The 24,197-nt window shown below is 61.2% G+C and carries 18 protein-coding genes and 2 pseudogenes; 11 read left to right on the top strand and 9 right to left on the bottom strand.

Annotation, left to right across the window (positions count from 1 at the left end):
• Window positions 1-119: 119 nt before the first annotated feature.
• The 4 genes from BJI69_RS18275 to BJI69_RS18260 all read left to right on the top strand — a co-directional run bounded on the left by BJI69_RS18275 (window position 120) and on the right by BJI69_RS18260 (window position 4,963).
• A complete protein-coding gene (locus BJI69_RS18275) occupies window positions 120-1,292 on the top strand; it encodes a lactonase family protein (RefSeq protein WP_052767179.1) in 1,173 nt (390 codons plus the stop codon).
• A gap of 232 nt (window positions 1,293-1,524) precedes the next feature.
• Complete coding sequence (locus tag BJI69_RS18270) at window positions 1,525-2,244, top strand: toll/interleukin-1 receptor domain-containing protein (RefSeq protein WP_046967678.1); 720 nt, start codon at window positions 1,525-1,527, stop codon at window positions 2,242-2,244.
• A gap of 309 nt (window positions 2,245-2,553) precedes the next feature.
• Window positions 2,554-3,423 carry a hypothetical protein gene (locus BJI69_RS18265; protein WP_052767180.1) on the top strand — a complete coding sequence of 290 codons (870 nt, stop codon included), beginning with the start codon at window positions 2,554-2,556 and terminating at the stop codon, window positions 3,421-3,423.
• 394 nt (window positions 3,424-3,817) lie between these two features.
• Complete coding sequence (locus BJI69_RS18260) at window positions 3,818-4,963, top strand: ComEC/Rec2 family competence protein (protein ID WP_071925032.1); 1,146 nt, start codon at window positions 3,818-3,820, stop codon at window positions 4,961-4,963.
• Between the two features lie 64 nt (window positions 4,964-5,027).
• Here BJI69_RS18260 and BJI69_RS18255 read toward each other — a convergent pair whose 3' ends face one another.
• Complete coding sequence (locus tag BJI69_RS18255) at window positions 5,028-6,506, bottom strand: MFS transporter (protein ID WP_046967679.1); 1,479 nt, start codon at window positions 6,504-6,506, stop codon at window positions 5,028-5,030.
• 186 nt (window positions 6,507-6,692) lie between these two features.
• On the opposite strand from BJI69_RS18255, the gene BJI69_RS18250 reads away from it, so the two are divergent.
• The 5 genes from BJI69_RS18250 to BJI69_RS18230 all read left to right on the top strand — a co-directional run bounded on the left by BJI69_RS18250 (window position 6,693) and on the right by BJI69_RS18230 (window position 15,477).
• A complete protein-coding gene (locus tag BJI69_RS18250; RefSeq protein WP_046967680.1) occupies window positions 6,693-7,706 on the top strand; it encodes a LacI family DNA-binding transcriptional regulator in 1,014 nt (337 codons plus the stop codon).
• Window positions 7,707-7,884: 178 nt separating this feature from the next.
• Complete coding sequence (locus tag BJI69_RS18245; protein ID WP_078023521.1) at window positions 7,885-10,404, top strand: glycoside hydrolase family 3 protein; 2,520 nt, start codon at window positions 7,885-7,887, stop codon at window positions 10,402-10,404.
• A 273-nt stretch (window positions 10,405-10,677) separates the two neighbouring features.
• On the top strand, window positions 10,678-13,107 hold the full coding sequence (locus BJI69_RS18240; protein WP_046967807.1) for a TonB-dependent receptor: 2,430 nt from the start codon (window positions 10,678-10,680) through the stop codon (window positions 13,105-13,107).
• A gap of 172 nt (window positions 13,108-13,279) precedes the next feature.
• Window positions 13,280-14,854: a tryptophan halogenase family protein gene (locus tag BJI69_RS18235; protein ID WP_046967682.1), complete on the top strand. Its 1,575-nt coding sequence runs from the start codon at window positions 13,280-13,282 to the stop codon at window positions 14,852-14,854.
• A 38-nt stretch (window positions 14,855-14,892) separates the two neighbouring features.
• On the top strand, window positions 14,893-15,477 hold the full coding sequence (locus tag BJI69_RS18230) for a hypothetical protein (protein ID WP_046967683.1): 585 nt from the start codon (window positions 14,893-14,895) through the stop codon (window positions 15,475-15,477).
• A gap of 8 nt (window positions 15,478-15,485) precedes the next feature.
• On the opposite strand, the pseudogene BJI69_RS22960 reads toward BJI69_RS18230, so the two are convergent.
• Together BJI69_RS22960 and BJI69_RS22955 are read right to left on the bottom strand one after the other, a co-directional pair.
• A pseudogene (locus tag BJI69_RS22960) lies at window positions 15,486-15,782 on the bottom strand (RidA family protein); the annotation flags it as partial.
• Between the two features lie 111 nt (window positions 15,783-15,893).
• Window positions 15,894-16,283: pseudogene (locus BJI69_RS22955) on the bottom strand (RidA family protein); the annotation flags it as partial.
• A 153-nt stretch (window positions 16,284-16,436) separates the two neighbouring features.
• On the opposite strand from BJI69_RS22955, the gene BJI69_RS18215 reads away from it, so the two are divergent.
• Complete coding sequence (locus tag BJI69_RS18215; RefSeq protein WP_046967684.1) at window positions 16,437-17,033, top strand: TetR/AcrR family transcriptional regulator; 597 nt, start codon at window positions 16,437-16,439, stop codon at window positions 17,031-17,033.
• 29 nt (window positions 17,034-17,062) lie between these two features.
• Here the strand turns inward: BJI69_RS18215 and BJI69_RS18210 are convergent, their stop codons facing one another.
• The 3 genes from BJI69_RS18210 to BJI69_RS18200 form a co-directional block, all read right to left on the bottom strand.
• Window positions 17,063-17,854: an alpha/beta hydrolase gene (locus tag BJI69_RS18210; RefSeq protein WP_162200986.1), complete on the bottom strand. Its 792-nt coding sequence runs from the start codon at window positions 17,852-17,854 to the stop codon at window positions 17,063-17,065.
• Window positions 17,855-18,080: 226 nt separating this feature from the next.
• Entirely contained in the window at window positions 18,081-19,370 is a 1,290-nt protein-coding gene (locus BJI69_RS18205; protein WP_046967685.1) for an MDR family MFS transporter, read from the bottom strand.
• Complete coding sequence (locus BJI69_RS18200) at window positions 19,367-20,122, bottom strand: SDR family NAD(P)-dependent oxidoreductase (protein WP_046967686.1); 756 nt, start codon at window positions 20,120-20,122, stop codon at window positions 19,367-19,369. The genes BJI69_RS18205 and BJI69_RS18200 overlap by 4 nt, the downstream gene beginning before the upstream one ends.
• A 114-nt stretch (window positions 20,123-20,236) precedes the next feature.
• Between BJI69_RS18200 and BJI69_RS18195 the strand changes: the two genes are divergently transcribed.
• Window positions 20,237-20,836 (top strand): TetR/AcrR family transcriptional regulator, encoded by a 600-nt coding sequence (locus tag BJI69_RS18195; RefSeq protein ID WP_162200987.1) that lies wholly within the window; start codon window positions 20,237-20,239, stop codon window positions 20,834-20,836.
• Window positions 20,837-20,850: 14 nt separating this feature from the next.
• On the opposite strand, the gene BJI69_RS18190 is transcribed toward BJI69_RS18195, so the two are convergent.
• The 3 genes from BJI69_RS18190 to BJI69_RS18180 all read right to left on the bottom strand — a co-directional run bounded on the left by BJI69_RS18190 (window position 20,851) and on the right by BJI69_RS18180 (window position 24,035).
• The gene (locus BJI69_RS18190) at window positions 20,851-21,660 is read right to left on the bottom strand and encodes a GNAT family N-acetyltransferase (RefSeq protein ID WP_046967687.1); all 810 of its coding nucleotides are present in this window, start codon (window positions 21,658-21,660) and stop codon (window positions 20,851-20,853) included.
• A gap of 42 nt (window positions 21,661-21,702) precedes the next feature.
• On the bottom strand, window positions 21,703-23,085 hold the full coding sequence (locus BJI69_RS18185; RefSeq protein WP_078023309.1) for an APC family permease: 1,383 nt from the start codon (window positions 23,083-23,085) through the stop codon (window positions 21,703-21,705).
• 101 nt (window positions 23,086-23,186) lie between these two features.
• Window positions 23,187-24,035, bottom strand: a complete 849-nt coding sequence (locus BJI69_RS18180; RefSeq protein ID WP_078023306.1) for an alpha/beta fold hydrolase — start codon at window positions 24,033-24,035, stop codon at window positions 23,187-23,189.
• Window positions 24,036-24,197: the final 162 nt, after the last annotated feature.

The following is a 24,197-nucleotide window of genomic DNA, read 5'->3' as shown; positions in this document are numbered from 1 at the left end:
GCCAACGATGATGACCACGCTCTGTGAGCCAGGCCACATTTTTGACGTGCGACGTGTAACCGGCAGGACGTAGCGAGCGAAGGAGCTTAGAGCCGTCCGGCTCCTTCGGAGAACTGCCCATGAAGATCTCGCAAAAACTTGCCGTTGGTATCGCCGGCGTACTGGCGACGACTGGCGCCGTCCACGCCCAGGATCGTTCGCTCAACCTGCGCGGATTCGATTCCCCTTACGTCTATGTCATGTCCAATGACATCCAGAACAACAGCGTTGCGGTGCTGCGTCGCAATTTCTTCGGCGGCCTGGAAAAGCTCGCTGTGGTTTCAACCCAGGGCAAGGGCGTCGGTGTGGGCACCACGGCGCCGCCGCCGGATCCGCTCGGGTCGCAGAATGCGCTCATCAAGAGCGACGACGGACGGCTGCTGTTTGTCACCAACGCAGGCTCCAACCAGGTGTCGGTGTTCGCGATCGAAGGCAGTCGCCTTCGCCTGATCGACATCCAGCCGACCGGCGGGACGTTCCCCGTCAGCGTGGCGCAGCGCGGCAATCGCCTTTACGTGCTCAACAGTGCGGGTACGTCCAACGTGACGGCGTTTCAGATCCTTCCGAGTGGCCAGCTTGTCGCGTTGCCCGCGGAAACACGCCTGCTCGGCACCGACGCGCCGCTTGTAGGGAACCAGCCAAACGTCGGCATGACACCGGCGCAGCTTCAGTTCTCGCCGGACGGCGCCTGGCTCGCCGTATCCGTCAAGGACGCCTCCGCCAAGGGCTGGTTCGAGTTGTTTGCCGTGGGTCGCAATGGCAGCCTCGGCAAGGATCCTGCGATCACGCCTTCCAACGATCCGCAACCGTTTGGCTTTGACTTCGACGCTCGCGGCCACCTGGTCACGTCGCAAGCGGCAGGTTCAGCGGCGAGTTCGTACGCGGTCGCGCGTAACGGTGCACTGACACCCATCTCCAGCGATATCGCCAATGGCCAGGCTGCCGCGTGCTGGCTAACGGTATCGGGACGCTTTGCGTTCACGGCCAACGCAGGTAAGGGCAACATCAGTGGTTACCGCGTCGGTAACGATGGCTCGTTGACCTTGCTCGATGGTGGCGTGGTCGGCAAGCTGGAAGCCGGCGCCGCGCCGACCGATCTCAAGGCGTCGGCCGATGGCCTGTTCCTCTATGTAGGGAACTCGCTGGGTGGCAACATCGACACCTTCCTGATCCTGGGCGATGGCCGCCTGTTGCAGGTCGGCCAGACCCCCGTGTTTGCCGGCGCTTCAGGGATGCAGGGCATCGCGCTCTGACCGTTTGCCCATATACACGCGTTGCATAAGCGCCTAAGCCCCGAATTCGGGCTTAGGTACGCACAACGTGCACACACCGGCTATGAGCAGGCTGATCCTCTTTTACGGAGGAGCCAAGGTCTCATCGTGAATGCGCAAGCCCGGGTAGCTGAATATCTTGCCGAAAATTCGCACGGATTGCAGAGACGACTTAGCCCTTTTGTGAAAGAGTGATCATAAACAGGGGGACCACATGAGTAGATGCACGGCACCGGTGAGGGGCCATCGAACAGCGAGTGCGGCAGCTGAGTGTCCCGCATGCAGCAGTCGCTATGGCGGCTACAGGTCATCGGGGTATTCGTTTCCGTCGAATCCCTCGCCCTACTCATCGTCGGGGAGTACTGGCAGCGGTCGGACTAATGGCAGCAGCACGGTGGGGAGCGGCTCAGGCGGAAGCGGAAGGCCGCGCTGGTCGCGAGCTGGATCCTCAGTTGTGTACACACCTGCTGAGGTACGGACGCTCACGCCGGTTCGAGACAACATTGAGAAGCGAGTGCACCTACCCGATCTTCGGGATGTCTTTCTTTGCCACGCGTGGGATGACCGAAAAGGCGCCGCAAAGGAGCTGCATGATCAGCTAGAGTCGCGCGGCGTCTCAGTTTGGTTCAGTGAGAAGGATGTCGCGTTAGGCTCGACGCTACTCCGCGAAATCGACAAAGGCCTAGCGAAGTCGCGAGTAGGCATCGTGCTGGTAACCCCAGCGCTACTCGGCCGCCTCGCAGGAGAAGGCATCGCCGACAAAGAGCTTTCGGCACTCCTAGCGCGCGACTTACTCGTTCCTATTGTGCACAACACCACATATGAAGCTCTACGCGACGTCAGTCCACTGCTCGGCTCGCGAAGTGGCCTGAGCACGGCGGATGATACGATGGGTAATGTCGCGGCCAAGCTCGCAGAGTTGGTCTCCTCCTAACTCTAGTGCCCGTACGGGTCTGAGATGCCGATCGTTCGATCGTGGGGCGATTAATTCGGGGATATATAGGTTACCAACGCGCCGAGTCGATCATCCGATTAGGAAGCTGTGCCTACGGAAAGTCATTTTGCCGACCGGTTCGTCTACTGGATTTCAGGCGAGGTTCGCCTCGAGAAGTGCTCTAACGGGGGAGCGGTGGTATTTCTCGCTTCCTGGTTGCCCTCGCTCCGATCTGAGGGTGCCAAGCTATTGAGCGCTCACCAGTCACGAACAAGAGCTTTCCCGGTTTTTTTACGATAGAGATGAGTGATGACCCAACGTAAGCTCGTTCCCGAAGATACGACTATGGTCATTCTCGACACGATGGTGGCAAGATCATTAGGTTCGGAAAGCCGCCCTGAATGGCTTGCCGTCCTCGGCGACATGTCCAGAAACGGCTATTCCTTTAGTTTGGCCGATACGACGACGGGAGAACTTACCCTGCAAGCACGCAGGAAGCAGTTTTCCTTTCTTCACCATAAGAGGATGATGACCGCGCTCAGGAAACTCCTGAATCCTAATCTGCGATCGCTGCCAAGCCGCGTCGATCTGCAAGGAATTATTGGAGCATCGTCGGCTCCCCCCTTGGAAGAGACGCTGGAATTATCTCGGATAATGTGGAGACTGCTGAACGACCCTTCTTTGACGGTACCCGGCATGGGGCCACCACTAGAGCAGATCAGGGACGAGGAGAGAGCTGATTGGCCAGCGTGGATAAAGCAGGTCGCTCGGAAGATCGAAGCAAGCGGTGTAGATTTGGCGGGCTGCAACCCGACGACGAAAGCGGATGAACTCGCTTTGCTCTACCGCGATGATCTGGATGCGGAGTCGGACGTTACTCCTCCCATGAGTGTGAGGCGGCATCTTGAGATCCGCTACAGACTTCGTCAAGTCGCCCGAAGTGTCCAGAAGAAGGAGCCGTACGTCGCGTCCAATCCAAGAAAAATCAATGACGGTATCGACGTCGATCTTTATCAGTACTTTGTCCTCCCCGCGTTTGTCTTGAGCGAGGATAAGATTTTCTTCGAGAAGATCTCCGACATCACGAGCTTCCAGAAAGATTGGTTCATGAGGCCGGCGGAGCTTGCTGCTAAATGGAAGCAGGGGCTCCGTCCGCGACCAGTCTGGCCGGTCGACTGATATATCGATATTCCGTCGCTATGATTGCGTTGGAGGGCGGCAGAACCTCTATCTGCAGCTGACGAGATCGCCTTCTACCTGGGATAAGCGACTGGGCCACGATAGATCGCCGGATTTTCATCAAGTTCAATGTTGAGCAAAACCCGCCTGGCGCGCAGAAGGACTGGCGAGAGAAAATGATCAAGCATTTTCAAATCGTGCCGATAAACATAAGCTAAGGGCCGGAATATAGTGTGGTGGCGAAAGATTTAGTGAGGATTGGGGCAATAAGGGATGACTATCACGTGCCGAGCATACGCACTTGCCGCGCTGAATGGACATTTCGTTCTGCGGAGCGCTACGTGAAGCGCCTGCATTGCGACCGCGGGCCGATCCTATTCAGAGGGCCACGATAATGCTGACCGTTTACAACGTGAAGCAAGGCGACGCAATGCTCTTGTCAGGCATGAGCGACGCCTCATGCTGTTTCGACAAGGAGCCCCTTTTGATCGATTGTGGCCTCCAAAAGGCGGCTGTTCATTCGATGATTGGCGTGCCACCAAAAGCAATGCGTGTCCTGATAACGCATGCAGATCGCGATCATATAGGCGGATTGTATGACGTGCTCGCCAATCATAATGTCTCGCGGCTATACGTTCCACGATACCTTCCGGAACTTCTTCGCATTGAAGATTACCTCCGACGGAAAGCCGCTAGGAAGGCCGGTAAGCTTCAACCAAGAGGCGCTACGCGCTGGATTGAAGTGGCCGAGGGTGATCGCCTCTGCAGTCACGCATTGGTAATGAACCCTCCCAAGAAAGCGGCTCGTGTTCTCGACGGCTTGGGAGTAGAGAGTTTTTCCACAAGAGACCTGGAGGACGCAGTTCTGGCTCTCCGGTCACGAGGTCTTGAGCTGGAGGTTGAAGATGTAACGGGATACACGCCAGAGCCGCTTGGTGTTGCCGTGGCGGGCGATGGAAATCTTTCGGCGCGCGGTGCGTCAACTGCACAACACCGCGACCGTCGCAAATTCTTTCAGGGATTTTTCGTTTACCTAGACCAAATGCTCCAACGCACAATAGATGATCCCCAGGTTGATGTGCCTTCACGAGAAGATTTCGATCCTACTGGTAACCCGGAGACGAACCGCGCGATATCTGCTGCGCTTCAACTTGCCGCGAACCAAGTCAGTATTGTCTTTCGGTACGATGGTAGAAAGAGCTTTCTATTTACTGGGGATGCAGACACGTCAGTGTTCAATCGAATGAGCCGGCAAGGTCATCTGTTGCAAGCTGATTACCTAAAGGTTCCTCATCACGGAAGCCGACACAACCTCGACAAGAAGTCACTCATTGCAGTCGATCCGAAGATAGCGGTGGTCTCACACGACAACGGAAAATTCGCTCGCGATCCAGATTCACACCCTCATATGGCGACAATCCAATTGCTTGGCGCGCACGGTGTGCAGACCTATTACACGAACGACGTCAGGAAAGCGGGTCATGTGATCGCAACGGCCACAAGGGGCACTACCTCGTGTAAAAACTTAGTTTTCAAATAAGGGTATTGAGTGATTCCAAAGCAATCCTTTTGTAATGCACATGATTGTCTGATCAAAACAAGCATCACCCTCTTGCCGTCCGGTCATCGGGCTCAGGCACGTATAGCGTGCACAGCGCCGCGATAAGGAGGCTCGCTCCGCCAAGGCCGAGCGCCCAGATCGGCTGGTTGTGAAAGCACAGTCGCAGCAACAGCCCGAGAACGCTGGCGGCGAGCACCTGCGGAATCACGATGAAGAAATTGAAGATGCCCATGTAGACGCCCAGTTTCGCCGTTGGCAGGGTGTCCGAGAGCAGCGCGTAAGGCAGCGACAGGATCGACGCCCAGGCAAAGCCGACACCTACCATCGAGGCGAGCAGCCAGTGCGGATCGCGGATGTAGAGGAACGACAGCAGGCCGGCGCCACCCAGGCACAGGTTCACCACGTGACTGATGCGCAGGCCCCAGCGCCGGACCATCAGAGGGATGACCACCGCGGCCAGGGCACCAAAGCCGTTATAGGCGCCGAACAGCACGCCGACCCAGTTCGCACCCTCGTTGTAGAGGGACGAACCGGTATCGGCGATACCGTAAATCGTCTGCGTCACACCCGCCGTGGTGTAGATCCACATCGCGAACAGCGCGAACCAGGAAAATAACTGCACCCCGGCCAGGCGCCGCATCGAGACCGGCATGCCGTAGAGGTCACCCATCACCTCGCGCAGCATCCCGTGACTGCGGGTGCGGCCAAGCCAGGTAAACAGAAGGCCAAATGCGATCAGGCCGCCGGCCAGCAGGTAGACCTCCCTTTCCAGCGCGAAATGCGTGATCGCGACCAGTACCACGGCGCCCGCTAGCAAGAGAACCAGGCCGGGTCGCCCTGCGCGCGACACATCCACCGGCGGCCTTTCAGGCACGTTGTCGGTGAACGAAAGAAGCTGGGCCGGCGTGTACTCACGCGTCGCCAGGATGGTCCAGACCACGGCACCCAGCAGTACCGCACCGCCGCCGTAGAACGCGTACTTCACCGTATCGGGAATGCTTCCGTCCGCCGCCACGTTGGCGACGCCGAACTGCGCCAGGAGCCAGGGCAGCATGGAGGCGACCACCGCACCGGCGCCGATGAAAAAGCTCTGCATCGCATAGCCGGCGGGTCGCTGCCGGGTGGGCAGTTGATCGCCAACCAGGGCACGAAACGGTTCCATCGACACGTTGATCGACGCATCCAGGATCCACAACAAGCCGGCAGCCATCCACAACGCCGGCACGTTCGGCATCCATAAAAGGGCCAGTGAGGCGAATACCGCGCCCGCCAGAAAATAGGGCCGGCGTCGACCGAGGCGGTTCCAGGTGCGGTCGGAGTAGTGACCGACGATCGGTTGCACGATCAAGCCGGTCAGCGGCGCGGCGATCCAGAGGGCAGGGATGTCGTTGAGGTTCGCGCCCAGGGTTTGGAATATCCGGCTGACGTTCGCATTCTGCAGCGCGAGGCCGAACTGGAGACCGAGAAAGCCGAAGCACATGTTCCATATCTGCCAGAACGACAGCGTGGATCGCTCTCTCATCGACGCCTGGCCTTGTGGCAGGCAATGTGGTTGATCCCGGTCATGGTTCCTCCTCCAGCAACAGTTATGTCATGACCCGACACATCCTGCATGCTGCGGATGCAGCATCGGCGCTCTGTGTCGCCCTTGTAAGCGGAGGGCTCTGGCGGCATAGTCATTCGACAGTGTGATCACAGCGGAGAATCCATGCGGGTACGTCTCGAAGATGTGGCGCGCGCAGCGGGCGTATCGCCCAAGACAGTGTCGCGTGTGCTCAATGACGAGGCCAACGTGACCGATGCGACGCGGCAACGCGTGCAAGCTGCCATGGAGGCAATGGATTATCGCCCGCATCCGTCGGCACGCAGTCTGGCGGGAAATCGCTCGTTCGTGGTAGCGATGCTGTACGACAACAACGACAACCCGGCCTCGACCTATCTGGCCGAGATCCAGGACGGCGTGCTCGAGGCCTGCGATGAGCATCGCTACAGCATGATGGTGCGGCCGCTGCGTATGCGCGATCGCGACTTCATCCGTCGCTTCGATGCCCTGATCTCCGATCACCATCCCGACGGTGTCGTACTGACGCCGCCGATTACCGACTATGCGCCGCTGCTTAAGCGCCTGCGTGAGCGCGAGGTCCCCTATGCCAGCGTGTCGCCGCTGCGGCGTGGCAAGGCGCTGGGCGTGACGATGGACGAGCAGCAGGCCGCGCGTGCGATCGTGGAGCACCTGCTGGAGCTCGGCCATCGGCGGATCGCCCACGTGATCGGCATCGCCAATCATGGCGCCAGTCGCTGGCGGCTCGCTGGCTATCGCGAGGCGATGGCTGCCGCGGGCTTGCACGAAGATCCGGACCTGGTGGTGCAGGGCGCTTTCACCTTCGGCTCCGGCGTGGAGGCGGCACGGCAACTGTTTTCCCTGGCCGAGCGACCGACCGCGGTGTTCGCCGCCAATGACGACATGGCCACCGGCGTGATGTGGGCGGCGGGCGAGTATGGCCTGAAGGTGCCGCACGACCTCTCGGTCTGCGGCTTCGACGATACGCCGCTGTCGCGCCAGCTCTGGCCGGCGCTCACCACGGTCCAGCAGCCCAGTCGAGAGATGGGGAAGATCGCCGCCGAGCAGCTGCTCAACGAATTGCGCGGTCACGGCGCCGGTCGACTGGTGCAGATTCCGTTCTCCCTGCAGATACGCGGCTCCACCGCCATCGCACCCTGAGACCCTTTCGCTGCGCCGGGCCAGGCGTGGGCCATGTTGCAACGCAAATTGACAGCGCTGTCATTCATGCCACGATGCGGACCGGAAGCGTACCGCCGGTATGCCAGCCTGGAGCGTTGACGTGCCATTGCTGCAGCGATCGAGCCTGTTTTTGCGACGTATTTCCGTGCCGCTGTCGATGGCCAGCGCCTTGCTGGTCACCGTTCCCGCCATGGCGGGCGATGCGACCCTCGTGCACCCCGAGCAGTGGCCCAAAGGCACATCGCCGCTGCCGCCGGACCCCGCGATCGAATCGCGAATCCGCGCTTTGCTGGCTAAGATGTCGGTGGAGGACAAGGTCGGCCAGATGATCCAGGCCGACATCAAGTACGTGACGCCGGACGACGTGCGCAAGTACCGATTGGGCTCGGTCCTGGCCGGGGGCAACTCCAAACCGCCCGGGCAGCCATACCCGGTTGCCTCGCAATGGCAGGCGCTGTCCGATGCGTTCTACCGCGCGTCCATGGACACCTCGCATGGCGGCCTGGCGATCCCGGTGCTGTTCGGCATCGACGCCGTGCACGGCCACAACAACCTGGTCGGCAGCACGCTATTTCCGCAGAACGTCGGGCTGGGTGCGACGCGCGACCCGCAGCTGATCCACGACATTGGTGAGGTCACGGCACAGGAACTGCGTGCCAGTGGCATCAGCTGGACGTTCGCGCCCACGCTCACCGTCCCGCAGGATGGGCGCTGGGGCCGTTCGTACGAAGGCTACTCGCAGAACCCCGCACTGGTGGCGCAATACGCCGCCGCGGTGGTCGGCGGCCTGGAAGGCAAGCCGGGAACGCCGCAGTTCCTCGACGCGGGGCATGTAATCGCGACCGCCAAGCATTTCCTCGGCGATGGTGGCACCCACGACGGCAAGGATCAGGGCGACGCCCAGATCAGCGAAGCGACGTTGCGCGACATCCATGGCGCCGGCTATCCGCCCGCGATCAAGGCTGGTGTGCAGGTGGTGATGGTCTCGTTCTCCAGCTGGAACGGGGTCAAAATGGCCGGCAACAAGGCCCTGATCACCGGTGTGCTGAAAGAGCGCATGGGCTTCGATGGAATTGTGCTGGGCGACTGGAACGCGCACGGGCAAGTGCCCGGTTGCAGCAACGAGGATTGTGCCGCGGCTTACAACGCCGGGCTGGACATGCTCGAAGCGCCCGACTCCTGGAAAGGGGTGTACACGAACACGCTGGCCGAAGTGAAGGCCGGCGTGATCCCGATGAGTCGTGTCGATGATGCGGTGACTCGCATCCTGCGGGTGAAGATGCGTCTCGGCATGTTCGAGGCCGGACTGCCGTCGACCAATCCGATCGCAGCCAAGGCGACGGACGTGGTCGGCAGTCCTTCGCATCGCGCCGTGGCGCGTCGGGCCGTACGCGAGTCCCTGGTGCTGCTGAAAAACAACGGCGACGTGCTGCCGATCGACCCACGCAAGCATGTCCTGGTGGCCGGTAACGGCGCCGACAACATCTCCAAACAGAACGGTGGCTGGACGCTGACCTGGCAGGGCACGGGTCTGACCAATGCGAATTTCCCGGGCGCCACCTCGGTGTGGGCGGGTCTGCGGGCCCAGGTGGAAGCAGCTGGCGGCAGCGCCGAACTATCCGTGGAAGGCGACGCCAAGCAGAAGCCCGACGTCGCCATCGTCGTGTTCGGCGAGGACCCGTATGCCGAGTTCCAGGGAGACCTGCCGAACCTTGCCTACCGTCCCGGCAACGATCACGACCTCGATCTGATTCGCAAACTGCGCGGGCAGGGTGTGCCCGTGGTGGCGGTATTCCTGACCGGACGGCCGCTGTGGATGAATCGCGAGATCAACGCCGCGGATGCCTTCGTGGTGGCGTGGCTCCCGGGCAGCGAAGGGGAGGGCATCGCCGATGTCCTGCTGCGTACCCGGGATGGCCGTATCGCGAACGACTTCCACGGCAAGCTGGCCTATGCCTGGCCGCGTAGTGCGCTGCAGGTACCCGTCGCTGCTGTCGCTCGGGGCGAGCATCCGCAGTTTCCGTACGGCTTCGGTCTGACCTATGCCGATAAGACGAAGACCGGCACCTTGCCTGAGGATCCGGGGCTCGTACTGAGCAGTGCGCAGGCGGGCGTCTACTTCACCCGCGGCAAGCCGGCACAGGATTTTGTGGTGCGTCTCACTGGCGCGAATGGCGTAGCGATGAATGTCACTGCCACACCAGCCGCTACCGCCGACGGAAGCCTGCACGTTGGCGCGCTCGACTATAAGGCGCAGGAAGACGCGCGGAGCTTGAGTTGGTCAGGAGCCGGCGCCCATGCCGCCAGCGTCGAGTTGGTAGCACCGGCGCCACTCGATGTAGACCGAGAAACCAATGGCGATGTCATGCTGGTGACCACCTTGAAGGTCGATGCGGTGTCGCCTGGTGATACGTCGACCATCGGGATCGGCTGTGGTGCCGGTTGCAGCGGATGGGTGCCTGTTGGATCGCAACTCTCCGCGTTGCCCAAAGGGCAGTGGTTGAGTGTGGGCATTCCGTTGAAATGCTTCCGCGATGCCGGCGCCAACATGAGCAAGGTGGACCGGCCCTTTGCCTGGTCCAGTCATTCGGGTGGCCAGATTGCGATCACCGATGTGTCGCTGAGCACGGTAGCGGACCGGACACTGGTTTGCCCCGCTCATGCGGACAAGCCGTAAGGAACGGCAGGACGTCTATCTGCTCTGCACCAATTTGGCATCGTTGAAGTCGGCGGCAAGCGGTGCGGGGCCTTGCAACATGCGTTTGTCGCTGCCTGGATGACTTGCTGCCATGCGGCAAGCATTCAACGACATACCGCTCTATCATCCATTAATGACAGCGCTGTCATTTAGGGGATGACAGGGCGCCAGGGGAGTTAGGGAAGCTTTGTCATGGCCGTTACGTACGGCTGACATCAATGATCCGAACGATTGATCGATGGGGAGAGCCAGATGAATCTGCGTCACAAGTTGTTGTATGTCGCCATGTCACTCGCGTTTGTTCCGGGCACGCTGCTCGCGGCGGATCAGGACACGACGGTGCAAAACCCGTCGTCGAAGAATCCGGAGGGCGCCGATAAGAAGGTGCAGAACCTCGACGCCATCTCGGTCAGCGCGACCAAGCGCGATACGCCGCTGCAGAAAACGCCGGTCGCAGTCACGGCAATCACCGTCGACACGCTCGACCGCGAGCGCGTGATGACCGTGCAGGACCTGACCAAGCTTGTTCCAGGCCTGCAAGGCACCTCGCAGGGCGATCATGGCGTCGTGACGCTGACCCTGCGCGGCATCGGTAACGACAGCGCCAAGACCGAATACGCCGATCCCGAAGTCGCCACCTTCGTCGACGGCGTGTACGCACCACGCGCCGAGGCCGCGTCGGGTTTGTTGCTGGACATGGATGGCGTCGAAGTACTGCGCGGTCCGCAGGGCACCCTCTGGGGCCGCAACTCGACCGCCGGCGCCATCAGCTTCCAGACGGCCAAGCCGGACATCGGCGCGGGCTTCTACGGCAACGCGCAGGTCGAAGCAGGCAACTACAACCAGATCGGCTCGCGCGCCGCTTTCAACCTGCCGATCAGCAATACCTTTGCCATGCGCGTCGCCGTGGTGCACGAGCAGCACGATGGTTACGTGGACTACCAGGATCCGTCGGGCCAGCTGCCCAGCGTGGCGCAGCAGCAAACCACGTATCTCGCATCCGGCGGCACGCTGGCCAACTTCAAGCCGATCGATCCCGGCCAGTACGTGCAGAAGGGCGACAAGTACAACGCGCAGGACCAGTCCGCCGCACGCGTCAGCGCGCTGTGGCAGCCCAGCGATTCGTTCAAGTGGAACCTGTCGTACGAGTACTTCATCGATCGTGGCACGCCCAGCATGAGCCTGATGCAGACGCCGCGGGAAGGGGAGAAGTTCTGGTCGGCGCTCATCGACACCGCGCCCTACCTGCACCGTACGTCCAATACCGTGCGCAGCCGCATGGACTGGAACATCAACGACGGCGTGCAGCTCAGCTACATCGCCGGCTACAACAAGTACTCGGGCCAGAGCGACTTCGACCAGGACGTCGGCGTGAGCGTGCCCACCAGCTTCACCACCAACGGCGTCTACCAGGACGATCGCACCAACAGTTCCCACTACAAGAACTGGAGCCAGGAGCTCAACCTGAAGTCCACCGGTCCGCAGACCGTGGACTGGATCCTCGGTGCGTACTACGGCTACGAGAACAACGACATCCGGTTCGACATCCCCATCATGAACGGTACGCGCTACGGCACCGTGAGCTGGCAGGGTTCCTTCATCCAGCCGAAGGAAACGGTGGAGTCGTATGCCTTGTTCGGCCAGGCCACCTGGCATCTCACCGATCACATGCGCCTTACCGGCGGTGCGCGCTGGTCGCATGACGACAAGGAAAACAAGGGCGGCATCAACTGGGGTTGGGCATACGACCCGACCGTGCCGCAGCTGCCGATCTCCCCGGACGTGTATCCGGATCCGTCGAACGGCTTCGCCATCTCGCAGCGGAATACCGCCAAGTACACCAAGAGCAAGCCGACCTGGCTGATTCGCCTGGATACCGACGTCAGCGAGAACGGCATGGTCTACGCCAGCGTATCGACCGGCTACAAGTCCGGCGGCACGCAGGACGCCGGCACGCTGTACAAGCCCGAGTCGCTGACCAACTACGAAGTCGGCAGCAAGTTCAGCTTCCTCGATGGCCACATGACGTGGAACACGGCCGTCTATTACGAGGACTTCAAGAACTTCCAGCTGTCCGCACCCATCGTCTATCCGGACGGCAACCACGGCCTGGGCTTCTCCAACGTCGGCGGCAACACCAAGGTGCTCGGCTTCGAGTCGGAGCTGGCGTACCAGCAGCAGGACGATCGCTTCAACCTGATCTTCTCGGCCATTCCGAAGAAGAAGCTCGGCACGCTGACCTATGCCGGCTCCAACGACTACCAGGGCCTGCCGGCATGCCCGCCGGCGTCCAATCTCGCCAACTGCATGGACGTCACCGGCAACGACCTGCCGCATGCGCCGGACCTGTCGCTCACCGCGATCTACGAGCACACCTTCCATCTCAGCAATGGCGGACGCCTCACGCCGCGCGCCAGTGCGCAGTACCAGAGCTCGCAGTGGCTGAGCTACTTCAACCTGGGCGAGGGCGACAAGCAGAAAGCCTACGTGCGTGGCGACCTGTCGCTGCGTTACAGCGAGCCGGGTGACAAGTGGTGGGTCAACGGCTACGTGCAGAACGTGACTGACAAGAAGACCCGCACGAGTGCCGGCCGCTTCCTGATGGCCGACGGCTCACTGCAGTACGTGTCGCAGTACCTCGCACCGCGTACGTATGGCGTCCAGCTTGGTATTTGGTTCTGACCTGATGCATGGCGGCCCCACGACAGTCGTGCCGCCTGAGGTTTGCCGTTCTATTGGCGACGTTCGAGGGAGCGTCGCCTAACCCTCCCTGGGAATGGCGTTTTGCCGGGTCCGTGTGGGGCGTGCCCGGCAGTTCTTTTCTCTTATCGAGCGGCACCCGCAGGGACACACCATGGCGCGTCTGAAGAAAGTGTTGATCGTCGGCGGCGGCACCGCCGGCTGGCTGGCGGCATGCTATCTGGCCAAGGCGGTCAACGCCGTCGACCCGCGCAGCGTGCAGGTGCACCTTGTGGAGTCGCCGGACATCGGCCTGCTCGGTGTGGGCGAAGCGACGTTCCCCTCGATCCGCGGCACGCTGGCGGCCATCGGCCTCGACGAGCGCCGCTTTCTGGTCGGTGCTACCGCGACATACAAGCAGGGCATCCACTATCGCCATTGGGTACGGCCGCCGGGGACACCGGGGCCGGACCATTTCTTTCATCCGTTCAACGCACCCAGCCAGCGACCTGGTGGCCCCGACTTGCTGCCGTACTGGCTACTCGGCGCTGCACCAGAAGGCACGTCGTTCGCTGATGCTGTCTCGATGCAGAGCTTTCTGGTCGATCATTCCCGCGCGCCCAAGCGCCCGAAGGATGCGGACTATCAGGGGCCGATGAATCACGCGTTCCACTTCGATGCCGCCTGCTTCGCGCGGGTGCTTGCCGAGCACGGCCAGGAGACGCTCGGCGTGGTTCGGCACGTAGCGACGGTCGAGCGCACGGAGCTGGACGAGCACGGCGCCATCGCACGCGTGGTGACGAAGGAGGAGGGCGAGCTCACCGCCGATCTCTACGTGGACTGCACCGGACTGCGCGGCATGCTGATCGGCAACGCGATGCAGTCGCCGTTCCGCAGCCGTGCGGACGTGCTGTTCGCCGATCGGGCGGTGGCTATCCAGGTGCCTTACGAGACGCCTGATGCGCCGATCCCGTCGTACACGATTTCCACTGCCCAGGAGGCTGGCTGGGTCTGGGACATCGGGTTGCAGAAGCGGCGTGGTTCTGGATACGTGTACTCCTCGCGGCACACCACTGACGATCGTGCTGAAGAAGTCTTCCGGCGCTATCTGGGTAAAGCAGGGGAGGGCCTGAAGGCCTTTCATATCAAGTTCGAGACAGGGTACCGGCCTGAGCATTGGCGCAAGAACTGCGTGGCGGTAGGTTTGGCGGGCGGCTTTGTCGAGCCGCTGGAGTCGACTGGCATCGCGCTGATCGAGTTGGCGACCTATCTGTTGACGCATCTGTTGCCCGGCGACACCGACGATATGGAAAGTGCGGCGCGTCATTTCAACGAGATGATGGTGGCGCGGTACGACCGGATCATCGACTTCATCAAGATGCATTACTGCCTGAGCCAGCGGCGCGATTCGCCCTTCTGGATCGACAATACTGACCCTGCGAGCATCCCTCAGACCCTGCAGGAGAAGCTCGAGAAGTGGAAGTTGCGCCCGCCGCATCGGCTGGACTTCGTCAGCGATCTGGAGATGTTCATGACCTCCAGCTGGCAGTACGTGCTGTATGGGATGGAGTTCCGGACGGATCTCGAGCCCATGCGGAGTGCGTACCCGGATATGGATGTGGCGCGGAAGGAATTCGCGGTGATCCGCCAGGCGGGGTCTCTGGCACTCGATGATCTGCCGGACCATCGGGCGTTTGTCGAGCAGATGTGCCGTGAGCATAGGCAGCGTAGCGAGGCGGTTGGGGTATAACTGCGTCGGTAGCCACCACCGACCGCGGAGAGCACGCTATGGATCTTGCATCGCTTCGCCCCTTGACGTTGTTCTGTGTCCTGGCGCTTGCCGGGGCACCGCTTCAGGCCTCTCCCGCGCAGAGCACTCCCGCACCTGCTCAAGCCGCCACGAGCGCCGCCGAAACGCCCGTCGCGCGACCCGCGGACGTGGCATCGATGGGCGCGATCATCGATGCGGTCTACGATGTGATTTCGGGTCCCAAAGGGCAGGAGCGTGACTGGGATCGCATGCGTTCCCTGTTCTTGCCTGGCGCGCGCCTGATTTCCGCGCGCACAGACAAGGATGGTCTCACCGCGGCCCATGTGATGAGCGTGGAGGATTACATCCGGGTGGGTGGCCCCATGCTGAAGAAGGATGGCTTCTTCGAGCGTGAGGCTCACCGCACGGAGGACCGTTACGGCAACATCGTCCAGGTGTTCAGCACGTACGAATCGCGCCATGCGGCGGCTGATGCGAAGCCGTTTCAGCGGGGGATCAACAGCTTTCAGCTGCTGTTCGATGGTCACCGTTGGTGGGTGGTGACGATTTACTGGCAGGGTGAGACGGCGGAGTTTCCGATTCCGGCCAAGTACGGCGGCTGACATCCTTCTCAGGGGACGCGGACCACCATTTCGATCTCGACCAGGATGTCCGGCGAATAAAGCGCCTGGACGCCGATCGTCGTGATGCTGGGCATCGCGTCCCCGACCAGGTCAGATAGAGCGGTCATGACCTGCAGGAACGCTTCAGTCGTTGCATCCACGACGTAGACGCGGAGCATGACGATGTCTTGCGACGATGCCTCGAGTTCCTTGAGTGCGGCGGCGAGGTTCGCAGCCGCGACTTTTGCCTGGCCAGGGATGTCCTTGGGCGCGTCCTCGCCACTGGGGCGCCAGGCGACCTGGCCGGACAGGAAGGCCAGGCGGCCGGGTTCTGCCACACTGATTTGCGAGTACCCGCCCGATGCCATATCCCACAATGTCGGAGGGTTGCGGCGGCTCACCAACGCGGATGTGCGTGCCGGAATGCGCGCGGTCACCTTGATCTCGAAGTCGAACCCCGCGAGCCAATTGACACCAAGAGCGGTCCAGTTCGGATACGGGAGCTGCGGGAACTTCTCGGTTTTCACCGCCATGACCGTGCCCAGTTGGTTCTCCGGGTCCGTATGGAACGACGTCAAGTCGACGATGTCGTCCAAGGTGCATCCTGCTGCCGCGAGCGTGGCTTCCAGATTGGCGAAGGCCAGGCGGACCTGCGCTTCGAAGTCAGGTTCAGGGGAGCCATCGGGACGGCTGCCGACCTGACCTGACACGAATAAGAGGTCGCCCGATCGGATGGCGGGGGAATAGCCGTGAGCCTCGTAGAGTGCGTGCCGGTTGGCTGGAAACACTGATTCACGCTGGGTCATTTCGTCGTCCTCATAGGCGAGACGGTCCACCGACCGGCTTTTCTGGACATCCCAGCAAAGCCGCGATGTAATATACGCCTCGTATATGAAAGCACGCGTCGCACCGACCGTCAAACCCCAAATACGGTCCGTATGTGAAATATGGAGGCTTGCATGGCATTGAAACGGCGCGCTGAAACGATGGAGCAGAACCGCATCAAGCTGATCGGCGCGGCGCGAAAGGCGTTCGCGGCGTCGGGTTTTGCGGCGGCTTCCATGGATGATTTGACTGCCGCGGTCGGCCTTACCCGTGGCGCTCTCTACCATGGCTTCGGCGACAAGAAGGGACTGCTGGCTGCTGTCGTCGCGGAGGTCGACGGCGAAATGGCGGCGCGTGCGCACGAGGCTGGAGCATCCGCGGCAAGTGCGTGGGAGGGGCTGTTAGCGGAAGGCGAAGCGTATATCGAGATGGCATTGGACCCGGAAATCCGACGGATTGTCCTGCTGGATGGGCCTGCCTTCCTGGGCGACCCTTCGCAATGGCCGAGCCAAAATGCCTGCCTGAGCATCACGAAGCAGTCGGTCGCCGATTTGATCGCCGAGGGCGTCATGAGGCCAGTCGATATCGAGGCCGCGGCACGCCTTCTGAGCGGCACCGCACTCAACGCTGCTCTTTGGATCGCGGCGAGCGATGAACCGCACGTGGTCCTGCCGAAGGCGATCGAGGCGTTCCGGCTCATGGCCGAAGGATTCCTGGCTAAGCGGGGCTGACCGGACTGACATCCGGTCGCGTAGCGGCTTCACGTCCGGCAGTGAAAGCGTGTCAGCGCGGCCGTCATCAAAGCGAGTGCTTCGCGCGCAGCCGGAAGGGGCCCGGAGTGCGTAAAACCGTGGTCCGCACCTGCGAACTCGTGGTATTCGGTCGATACGCCCGCCTGACTCAGACGCTCGGCGTAGGCCTGTGACTGCTCGTTGATGAGATCGAGGCTTCCGGTGACGATACACGCCGGAGCGAGACCCGAAAGCGTCGTACACCGAAGCGGGGATACGTCTGCGGATTCACGGTCGGTGACCCGCGGCAGATACATCGCGCGAAAGAACGGCAGCATGGATGGCGGGAGCGCATTACCCATGCCCGGTTCCTTGACGGGATCATTGGTCCAGGCGAGATCAAGCCATGGATAGGCAAGCACCTGGCCGCTAAGGCGAAATGCGCCTTCGTCGCGGATTCGTCTGGCGAGCACGGCAGCGAGACCGCCTCCCGCGCTGAATCCGCCCACCGTCACTCTCGATGCATCCAGACGCCACGATCTTCCGTGACGAAGCAACGTACGCATGACGGCCAGACTGTGGATGACTGCCGATGGATAGCGGTGTTCCGGCGCCAGTGGGTACTCGACGCTCGCGATGGCGCAACGGGCGGTTACGGCAAGATGTCGGCAGATCAGGTCGTCCTGGCGCGGTGATCCTGTCGCGTAGCCGCCACTGTGGTAGCTGAAATGCACAGGCCAGGGACCTCCGGCCGGATCGTCGGGGACGTACAGAGTGACGATGCCGGTACAGATGGCGGAGGTGATAGGGATCGTAGTCACGGTGACGCCATCGGAGGCTAGTCGGAGCCTGGGTGTGACCTTCGCAAAAAGCGGCACGATGAGACGCAGCAGGCGCGACCGTGCTCGCCCTGCAAGCGTGACGACGACGATCTCTCCAACCTGATGACTGTGCCGCGCAAACAATAGCCAGGCGCCGGCGAAGATGAGCGCCGCGAGAGTCGTCGCTATGGGCAGGAGAGAACCAAGGACGTTCATAGGTATCGGCTCAAAATTCCGGCGCTTCAGTGGCCCCAGAGGCGACGTCCGTCATCGCCGCTGAAAGCGGGCGCTCGCGCAGCAACAGGGCAACAACGACGCTGAAGACAGCGGCGACAAGGCCTGCGCCAAAGCAAAAGCGGTAGGACTGGAAAAGGCTTGCGCTATCAGCAGGCAAGACGAAACGGACGATCACCGCTGCCGAGGCACCCAACGCGCCGCCGATGGTCTTGAAGAAGTTGAGAACGCCAGTTCCCAAGCCGAGATGACGTTCGGCAACGGCATTCTGGCCAGCGAGAAGTGCGCTCTGGATGACGAGGCCGACGCCGACACCGAGCGTCGTGCCCGCGCAAATGATCATCGTGGGCGAAGGAATGAATGCCATGGCGGTCAGCCAGCCCAGGCTCGCTCCCATGCACGCGGTGCCAATGATGGGGATGGCGCGATAGCGCCCGGTACGGGCAACAACGGTTCCTGCCACACCCGATGCCGCGACAAGGCCAAGCAGCATCGGGATGATTGAGGCGCCGGCGGTCGCAGGCGCCAGCGCGTAGACATCCTGCAACGTCAGGGGAATGTAGAGCATTCCCACGAACAAGACGGCCGTCGACAACATGAACAACACCGCCGACAACCAGAAGATGCTGGGAGCGACAAGCGAGGCCGACAAGCCGGTTCGGTGCCCCGCATACTGCGCTGCGTACGGAGCCTCACTCACGTTCAGGTGAATCGCAACGAGGGCCATGGCGACGAGCCCGATAGGCAGATTGACGAGAAAGATCCACCACCAGCCCATGTGCTCAACGATCAGCCCACCGATCAGTGGTCCGCACACCACGGCGATGGCAGGAACGATACCCAGCGCTGCCTGGTATTTGCCGCGCGCCCGCGGAGGTGCCAGCGCCGCCACAATCGTCATGACCAGGGAGCTCAACGCGCCGCCACCCACACCCTGCAGCGCGCGAAACGCGATGAGTGCGGGCAGCGTCCGGGCGACGGCGCACAGGCAGGAGGCCACGATGAAGAGTCCGAGCGCTACCTGAAACGTACGCTTCTTTCCAAAGACGTCCGCCATGCGCCCGAGGATCAAGGTCGATAGGGCGCCTGTCAGGAGGTATGCCGTTGCGATCCACGAGACGTCGCTGCCGCCGAGGGCTTTTCCGATCGGCCCGAGTGCCGAGGCGACAATGGTCTGGTCCAGGGTGGCGACAAAGAGGACCAGCATCATCGGCAGCAACGCCCGTGAAAGGGCCTTCTGCCGTTCGGATGCGGCGTCGCTCGATGCGGATTCGGCGGTCATACCTGCGCCAGTCCGCCGTCAACCGCGAGCACGCTGCCCGTCATGTATGAGGAGTCCGACGATGCCAGGAACGCCGCCGCGCGTGCCACCTCTTCCGGCTCGGCCCACCGACCTAGCGGTACCGCGTTACGAACGTACTCATCTACCGCCGGGTCCTTCCATGCTTCTTCGGTTAGCGGTGTCCGAACAGGGCCGGGACTTAAGACGTTGACGCGGATGGCTCGTCCGGCGAACGCTTCATGGGCTGCGAAGGTACGAGCGAGACTGCGCACGGCGGCCTTCGTCGCTGCATACAAGGGGTCCGCCAGGCGCCCCATATCGGCGGCTGCGGATCCGGTAATGATGACCGAGGCGCCCCTCGCGAGCACCGGGATGGCATGCACCATGGTGAAGAAAACGCCCTTGAAGTTCAGATCGGACATCGCGTCGAACGCGGCCTCGTCAACGTCATCGAGGGCAGGCGTGTGCGACGTACCCGCATTCGCCATAAGGATGTCGAGATGTCCGAATCCATCTGCGACCTGATCGAAGATCCGTTGGACGTCCTCGACTCGCGCCATGTCCGCCACCAACGTTCTTGTACCTGGACCGATCGCTTCCGCTGCTGCCGCCAGGCGCGACGCATCCCTGCCGGTTATCAAGACCCGAGCACCGCCTTGGTGGAACAGCCGGGCCGTTGCCAGCCCAATGCCACTGGATCCGCCGGTGATGAGGGCGATTTTCTCTTCGAACCTGCCTGCATTGCTGTTCATGGGCGTGCGCTCCAAGCCTAAAGTCAACAGTTGATGACAATAGGCTGCCCTTGATTCTTGATAGTGTCAACAGTTGATGACATTATGTCCTGGATTGATTCGTCGGAGCTGCCCATGACCAAACGCGACGCGCCTGCCATGCCAGTTGGGGGAGCCAAATCACAGAGGACGCGCGACAAACTCCTGTCGTCCGCGCGTTTCTGGTTTTCCGAACGGAGCTACGACGCTGTGGGGGTCCGCGAGATTGCGCAGCGAGCCGACGTTGATCCCGCAATGATCTCGCGTCACTTTGGTGGAAAGCAGGGCCTGTTCGTCGCTGCTTGCGACGGCGCTTTCGACGTTGTGGCGCATCTCCCCGCTGACTCGGCAAACATCGGCCGCTTTCTGGCCGGTGCCGCTGTGGGCACCTCAGGAACAGAGGACCCGGACGGTTTCAATGCGCTCTCGCTCCTGCTTCTCTCGTCCGACAGCCCCGAGGTCGCTGAAGCGCTGTCGGCTGCATTCAAGGACGGGTTTATCAACCCTCTAGCCGCCAAACTGTCCGGGAAGGATGCGGCAGGGCGAGCGGCCGCCATTGCCGCGTGTGTCGTCGGCCTGGCGACGGTGTGTCACCGGTTGGGTCTTGGCTCACGCTCGCATGCCGCAAAGGCTGCGGAGAGAAGCATGGGAGATGCCATCCAGCGGATGGTCGACGATCGAACGGAAGGGCGTTAGGCCTCCGCCTGAGGTCATGAGTCTGACGAACCAGCTGGGCCGAAGCCCAGTATGCGAGTCACCGGGGTATAGCCCATACGCTCATAAACTGGGTAGCCCGCTTGCGTCGCATGTAGGCAGGTCTTCCGGTGGCCGGTTGACTCGCTTGCGACCCTCAACGCGTGCCGTACAGTAGCCTCCGCGAATCCGCGGCGTTGCGCGTCCGGTCGCGTGGCCACGAGTCCGACATAAAGCACGTCTTCGATTTCCACGACAGACGCTGTCGCTACGGCAGCGTCACCTAGATAGGCGAGATAGCAATAGGCACTCTTCTTCCACAGCGTCGCACCATCGAGTCCATCGCGCATCAGCTCTACGGGTAAGCTGTAAGCCTCGCTATTTATGTCGGCACATTCGTAGAATCCGCTCTCGTCGGTGACGCGCGCGAAGCGAAGCTCAGCAGGTTTCGAGCCTTCCTCGAAGGCGGACAGATCGCCGATCATGCCAATCGTTTCGATCATCGATACGAGACCGGCTTCTTCCAGGGCAGCGTCGAATGCTCCGTGAACCTCGTTATCGAGATAGTCCTCCGATATGAAGAACAGTCCTGGGTCGGTCTTCGATCGCATGTAATCTGCCGCCACGTGCAGTCGTCGATTCAGCATCGTGCGATCCGTGACGGGCTCGGAAAGGAAGATCAGGTTGAAGAAAACGGCGGGGCTGCCTGCCCAATACGTCCTCATCCCATCCTTCTCCCAGGTATCGGCCCCGGGTCTGCCCGCCACGAGCAGCTTTCCGAAGGCTATGAATTGTTCGTTCAGTAGGACCGGGTCACGTTCGAACATGGATGAGCTCCGCTTGCATGGTGGGGGAGGTAAACAGGTGTGTCAGCGTCGCGGAACGGCAGCCTTGGGCCGGTTCCGCTGCCTGACGACGAACAGCCAATAGCCACCCAGACCTAAGGCGAACCAGCTAAGTCCAAGCAACCATGCGTCCGGCTCCATGTAGTAAAGGACATACGCAAGGATGCAGAAGCCGATGGCTGGACACGCCAAGTGTTTGACGTATGCGCGCGAGCGCTTGCGAATGATGAAGTGCACTACCACGGTCACATGAAGGATCAGAAATCCCGTCAGCGCGCCAAAATTGACCAGGATGCCGATGAGGTCAAAATGATTGAGAAACGCCATGGCAACTGCGACCGACACGGCCGATACAAAGAGCAGGCTCTTGTAGGGGGTTTTAAACTTCGGATGCACGGCAGACATGAACGCCGGCATTCTTCCCTCACGAGCCATCGCATAGAGCAAGCGAGAGATGGAAGCCTGTACAACACTCGCCGACGAAAGGCCGAATGTCATGGCACAGATGAACGCGGTGACGATGCTGAAGGTCTTGCCGCCCGCTATGGCAATAATCTCGTAAAAGGCAGTATCCGGCGAGGCGAAAGCCATGCCATTGGCAAGGTCGGCAGCGATCCAAGTCTGCACGACGAACAGGGCAGCCGCGAGAGCCAGCGAGATAAGGGTTGCGCGGCCAATAAGTCGCTTGCTGTCACCCTTCGTTTCCTCAGCGAGCGTTGAAATCGCGTCGAACCCGAGAAACGACAACGCTGACAATGAAACAGCCGAGAACACCAGGCCAATGCTGAAGACATGGGCTTGATAAAGCGGCTTCAAGGTCAGATGACCCGCGCCTGCACCGTGGTTCAGAGCGTAAAGACCCAGGACGACGAAGGCCGCAAGAATGGCAAGCTGCACGACAACGATCAGCTTGTTGACCACAGCGGTGATCTGCACGCCGATATAGTTGATAGCGGTACCTGCACTGATGAATGCCAACACCATTGCCCAGCGTGGCAAGGCTGGCACGATCTCATGAAGTGCATTCGCAGCTGCCAGATACACTGCGGCAGGCAGCAGGATGTAATCGAGAACGAGCATCCATCCCGCTATGAATCCCGTTTTTTCTCCGATCGCGCGTCGGGCATATGCGAAGACGGATCCGGCAAGTGGGAAATCTGCGGACAAGAGCTTATAGCTGTAGGCAGTAAAGAACATCGCGATCGCGCCCACCACGTAGGCAAGAACGACCATGCCTTTCGCCGCGCTGCTGACGTAGCCATAGAAGGCGAAGGGAGCTATCGGACCGATGAATACCAGTCCGTAGATAATCAGGTCGGCGAGTGACAGCGATCGCTTGAGTTCAGAAGGCGGCGATGTCAGATCGCCCGCGGGGGTTTCTGCAGGCTCGAAATCTCTATACGACATGGGGTACTCGGGTAACGGTGATGCTCTAAGCACGTGCATGCGTTAGAGAAAGGGCACACATTTATTTACGGCTGATGCGAAGCGGGCCCGTACCGGCCGGCTTACCTCAGGAACTGCAGGAGTGAGGCGTTGAATGCGCCGGGTGCCTGCCACGGAGCGAAGTGACTGACTCCGGGGAGAATGACCAGGCTCGCGCCGGGAATGGTCCGGGCCATGTATCGCGTATGCTCTTCCTTGATGAATTCTTCATGGTCGCCGTCGACGACAGCAATCGTCGGGCCATGGATGGCGGCAAGCTGGCTGGCGATGTAGTTGGGTTCGGACTTCTGCATCGTCTCGACGGCTTCGTGCAGTGCACCGAAGCCATCCGGTGTCGGCGATACGCGGGCGTACGTCTGCTGCAGCTGGACGACGACCTTCGCAAGGATCGGCGAATTGAATGCGTCAGGCTTGGCTGCGTCCGCATTCATGTTGGCGCCGAACGCGTAGATCCTGCGCACCCTGGAAGGATCTCTCATCGCCATCACGAGTGCGGTGTTCGCCCCGTCGCTCCAGCCAACGATGTCGGCCTTTTTGATATGAAGAGTGTCCATGACACTGCGCAGGTCCTCCTCGAAGACCTCATAGCTCAGGGGAACGTTACCGAGTGTGCTTCGTCCGTGGCCGCGCGTATCGATGAGGACGACCCGGTGGTGGCTATCCACCAGGGCAGGCACCTGGTTACCCCAGGAATCGCTACTGGACATCCCTCCGTGAAGGAGAAACACGGTAGGACCTTTGCCGACCGTTCCGTACCAGATGCGTGCCCCCTCACGTGTGACATAGCCGTCGCTGGCCAGATGGGGAAGGGAAGGTGGAGGCGGAAGGCTCTGCCATACCGGTGTCTGCGCATGGACGGCTGCCGTTGTCGTGAGCATGGCGAGGGTTGCGAGTTCGATGAGTTTTTTCATGGGATACGTAGTGCGAAAGGAGCAGGTCTGATGTTGGAAGCAATCAGCCTGACCATGAGTGCCGGATTTGGGCTTTAAGGTTCACATGCGTACCGAGTGCAAAAAACTGCGATGAGCGTGCTCGACGCCGCAAGGAATTAGCGCCCAAGTCGATTGATTGAG

Origin of the sequence: Luteibacter rhizovicinus DSM 16549 (genome assembly GCF_001887595.1) — a bacterium.
GTDB lineage: Bacteria > Pseudomonadota > Gammaproteobacteria > Xanthomonadales > Rhodanobacteraceae > Luteibacter > Luteibacter rhizovicinus.
Note: the sequence above shows the minus strand (reverse complement) of the source record. Positions and strands in the feature narration are given on the sequence as shown.

Coding starts and splice junctions, on each gene's coding strand:
- BJI69_RS18265 (WP_052767180.1), top strand. CDS start 2,554: ATGACCCAACGTAAGCTCGTTCCCGAAGATACGACTATGGTCATTCTC.
- BJI69_RS18200 (WP_046967686.1), bottom strand. CDS start 20,122: ATGAACAGCAATGCAGGCAGGTTCGAAGAGAAAATCGCCCTCATCACC.
- BJI69_RS18245 (WP_078023521.1), top strand. CDS start 7,885: ATGGCCAGCGCCTTGCTGGTCACCGTTCCCGCCATGGCGGGCGATGCG.
- BJI69_RS18250 (WP_046967680.1), top strand. CDS start 6,693: ATGCGGGTACGTCTCGAAGATGTGGCGCGCGCAGCGGGCGTATCGCCC.
- BJI69_RS18260 (WP_071925032.1), top strand. CDS start 3,818: ATGCTGACCGTTTACAACGTGAAGCAAGGCGACGCAATGCTCTTGTCA.
- BJI69_RS18215 (WP_046967684.1), top strand. CDS start 16,437: ATGGCATTGAAACGGCGCGCTGAAACGATGGAGCAGAACCGCATCAAG.
- BJI69_RS18275 (WP_052767179.1), top strand. CDS start 120: ATGAAGATCTCGCAAAAACTTGCCGTTGGTATCGCCGGCGTACTGGCG.
- BJI69_RS18180 (WP_078023306.1), bottom strand. CDS start 24,035: ATGAAAAAACTCATCGAACTCGCAACCCTCGCCATGCTCACGACAACG.
- BJI69_RS18195 (WP_162200987.1), top strand. CDS start 20,237: ATGACCAAACGCGACGCGCCTGCCATGCCAGTTGGGGGAGCCAAATCA.
- BJI69_RS18270 (WP_046967678.1), top strand. CDS start 1,525: ATGAGTAGATGCACGGCACCGGTGAGGGGCCATCGAACAGCGAGTGCG.
- BJI69_RS18230 (WP_046967683.1), top strand. CDS start 14,893: ATGGATCTTGCATCGCTTCGCCCCTTGACGTTGTTCTGTGTCCTGGCG.
- BJI69_RS18235 (WP_046967682.1), top strand. CDS start 13,280: ATGGCGCGTCTGAAGAAAGTGTTGATCGTCGGCGGCGGCACCGCCGGC.
- BJI69_RS18205 (WP_046967685.1), bottom strand. CDS start 19,370: ATGACCGCCGAATCCGCATCGAGCGACGCCGCATCCGAACGGCAGAAG.
- BJI69_RS18240 (WP_046967807.1), top strand. CDS start 10,678: ATGAATCTGCGTCACAAGTTGTTGTATGTCGCCATGTCACTCGCGTTT.
- BJI69_RS18190 (WP_046967687.1), bottom strand. CDS start 21,660: ATGTTCGAACGTGACCCGGTCCTACTGAACGAACAATTCATAGCCTTC.
- BJI69_RS18255 (WP_046967679.1), bottom strand. CDS start 6,506: ATGAGAGAGCGATCCACGCTGTCGTTCTGGCAGATATGGAACATGTGC.
- BJI69_RS18185 (WP_078023309.1), bottom strand. CDS start 23,085: ATGTCGTATAGAGATTTCGAGCCTGCAGAAACCCCCGCGGGCGATCTG.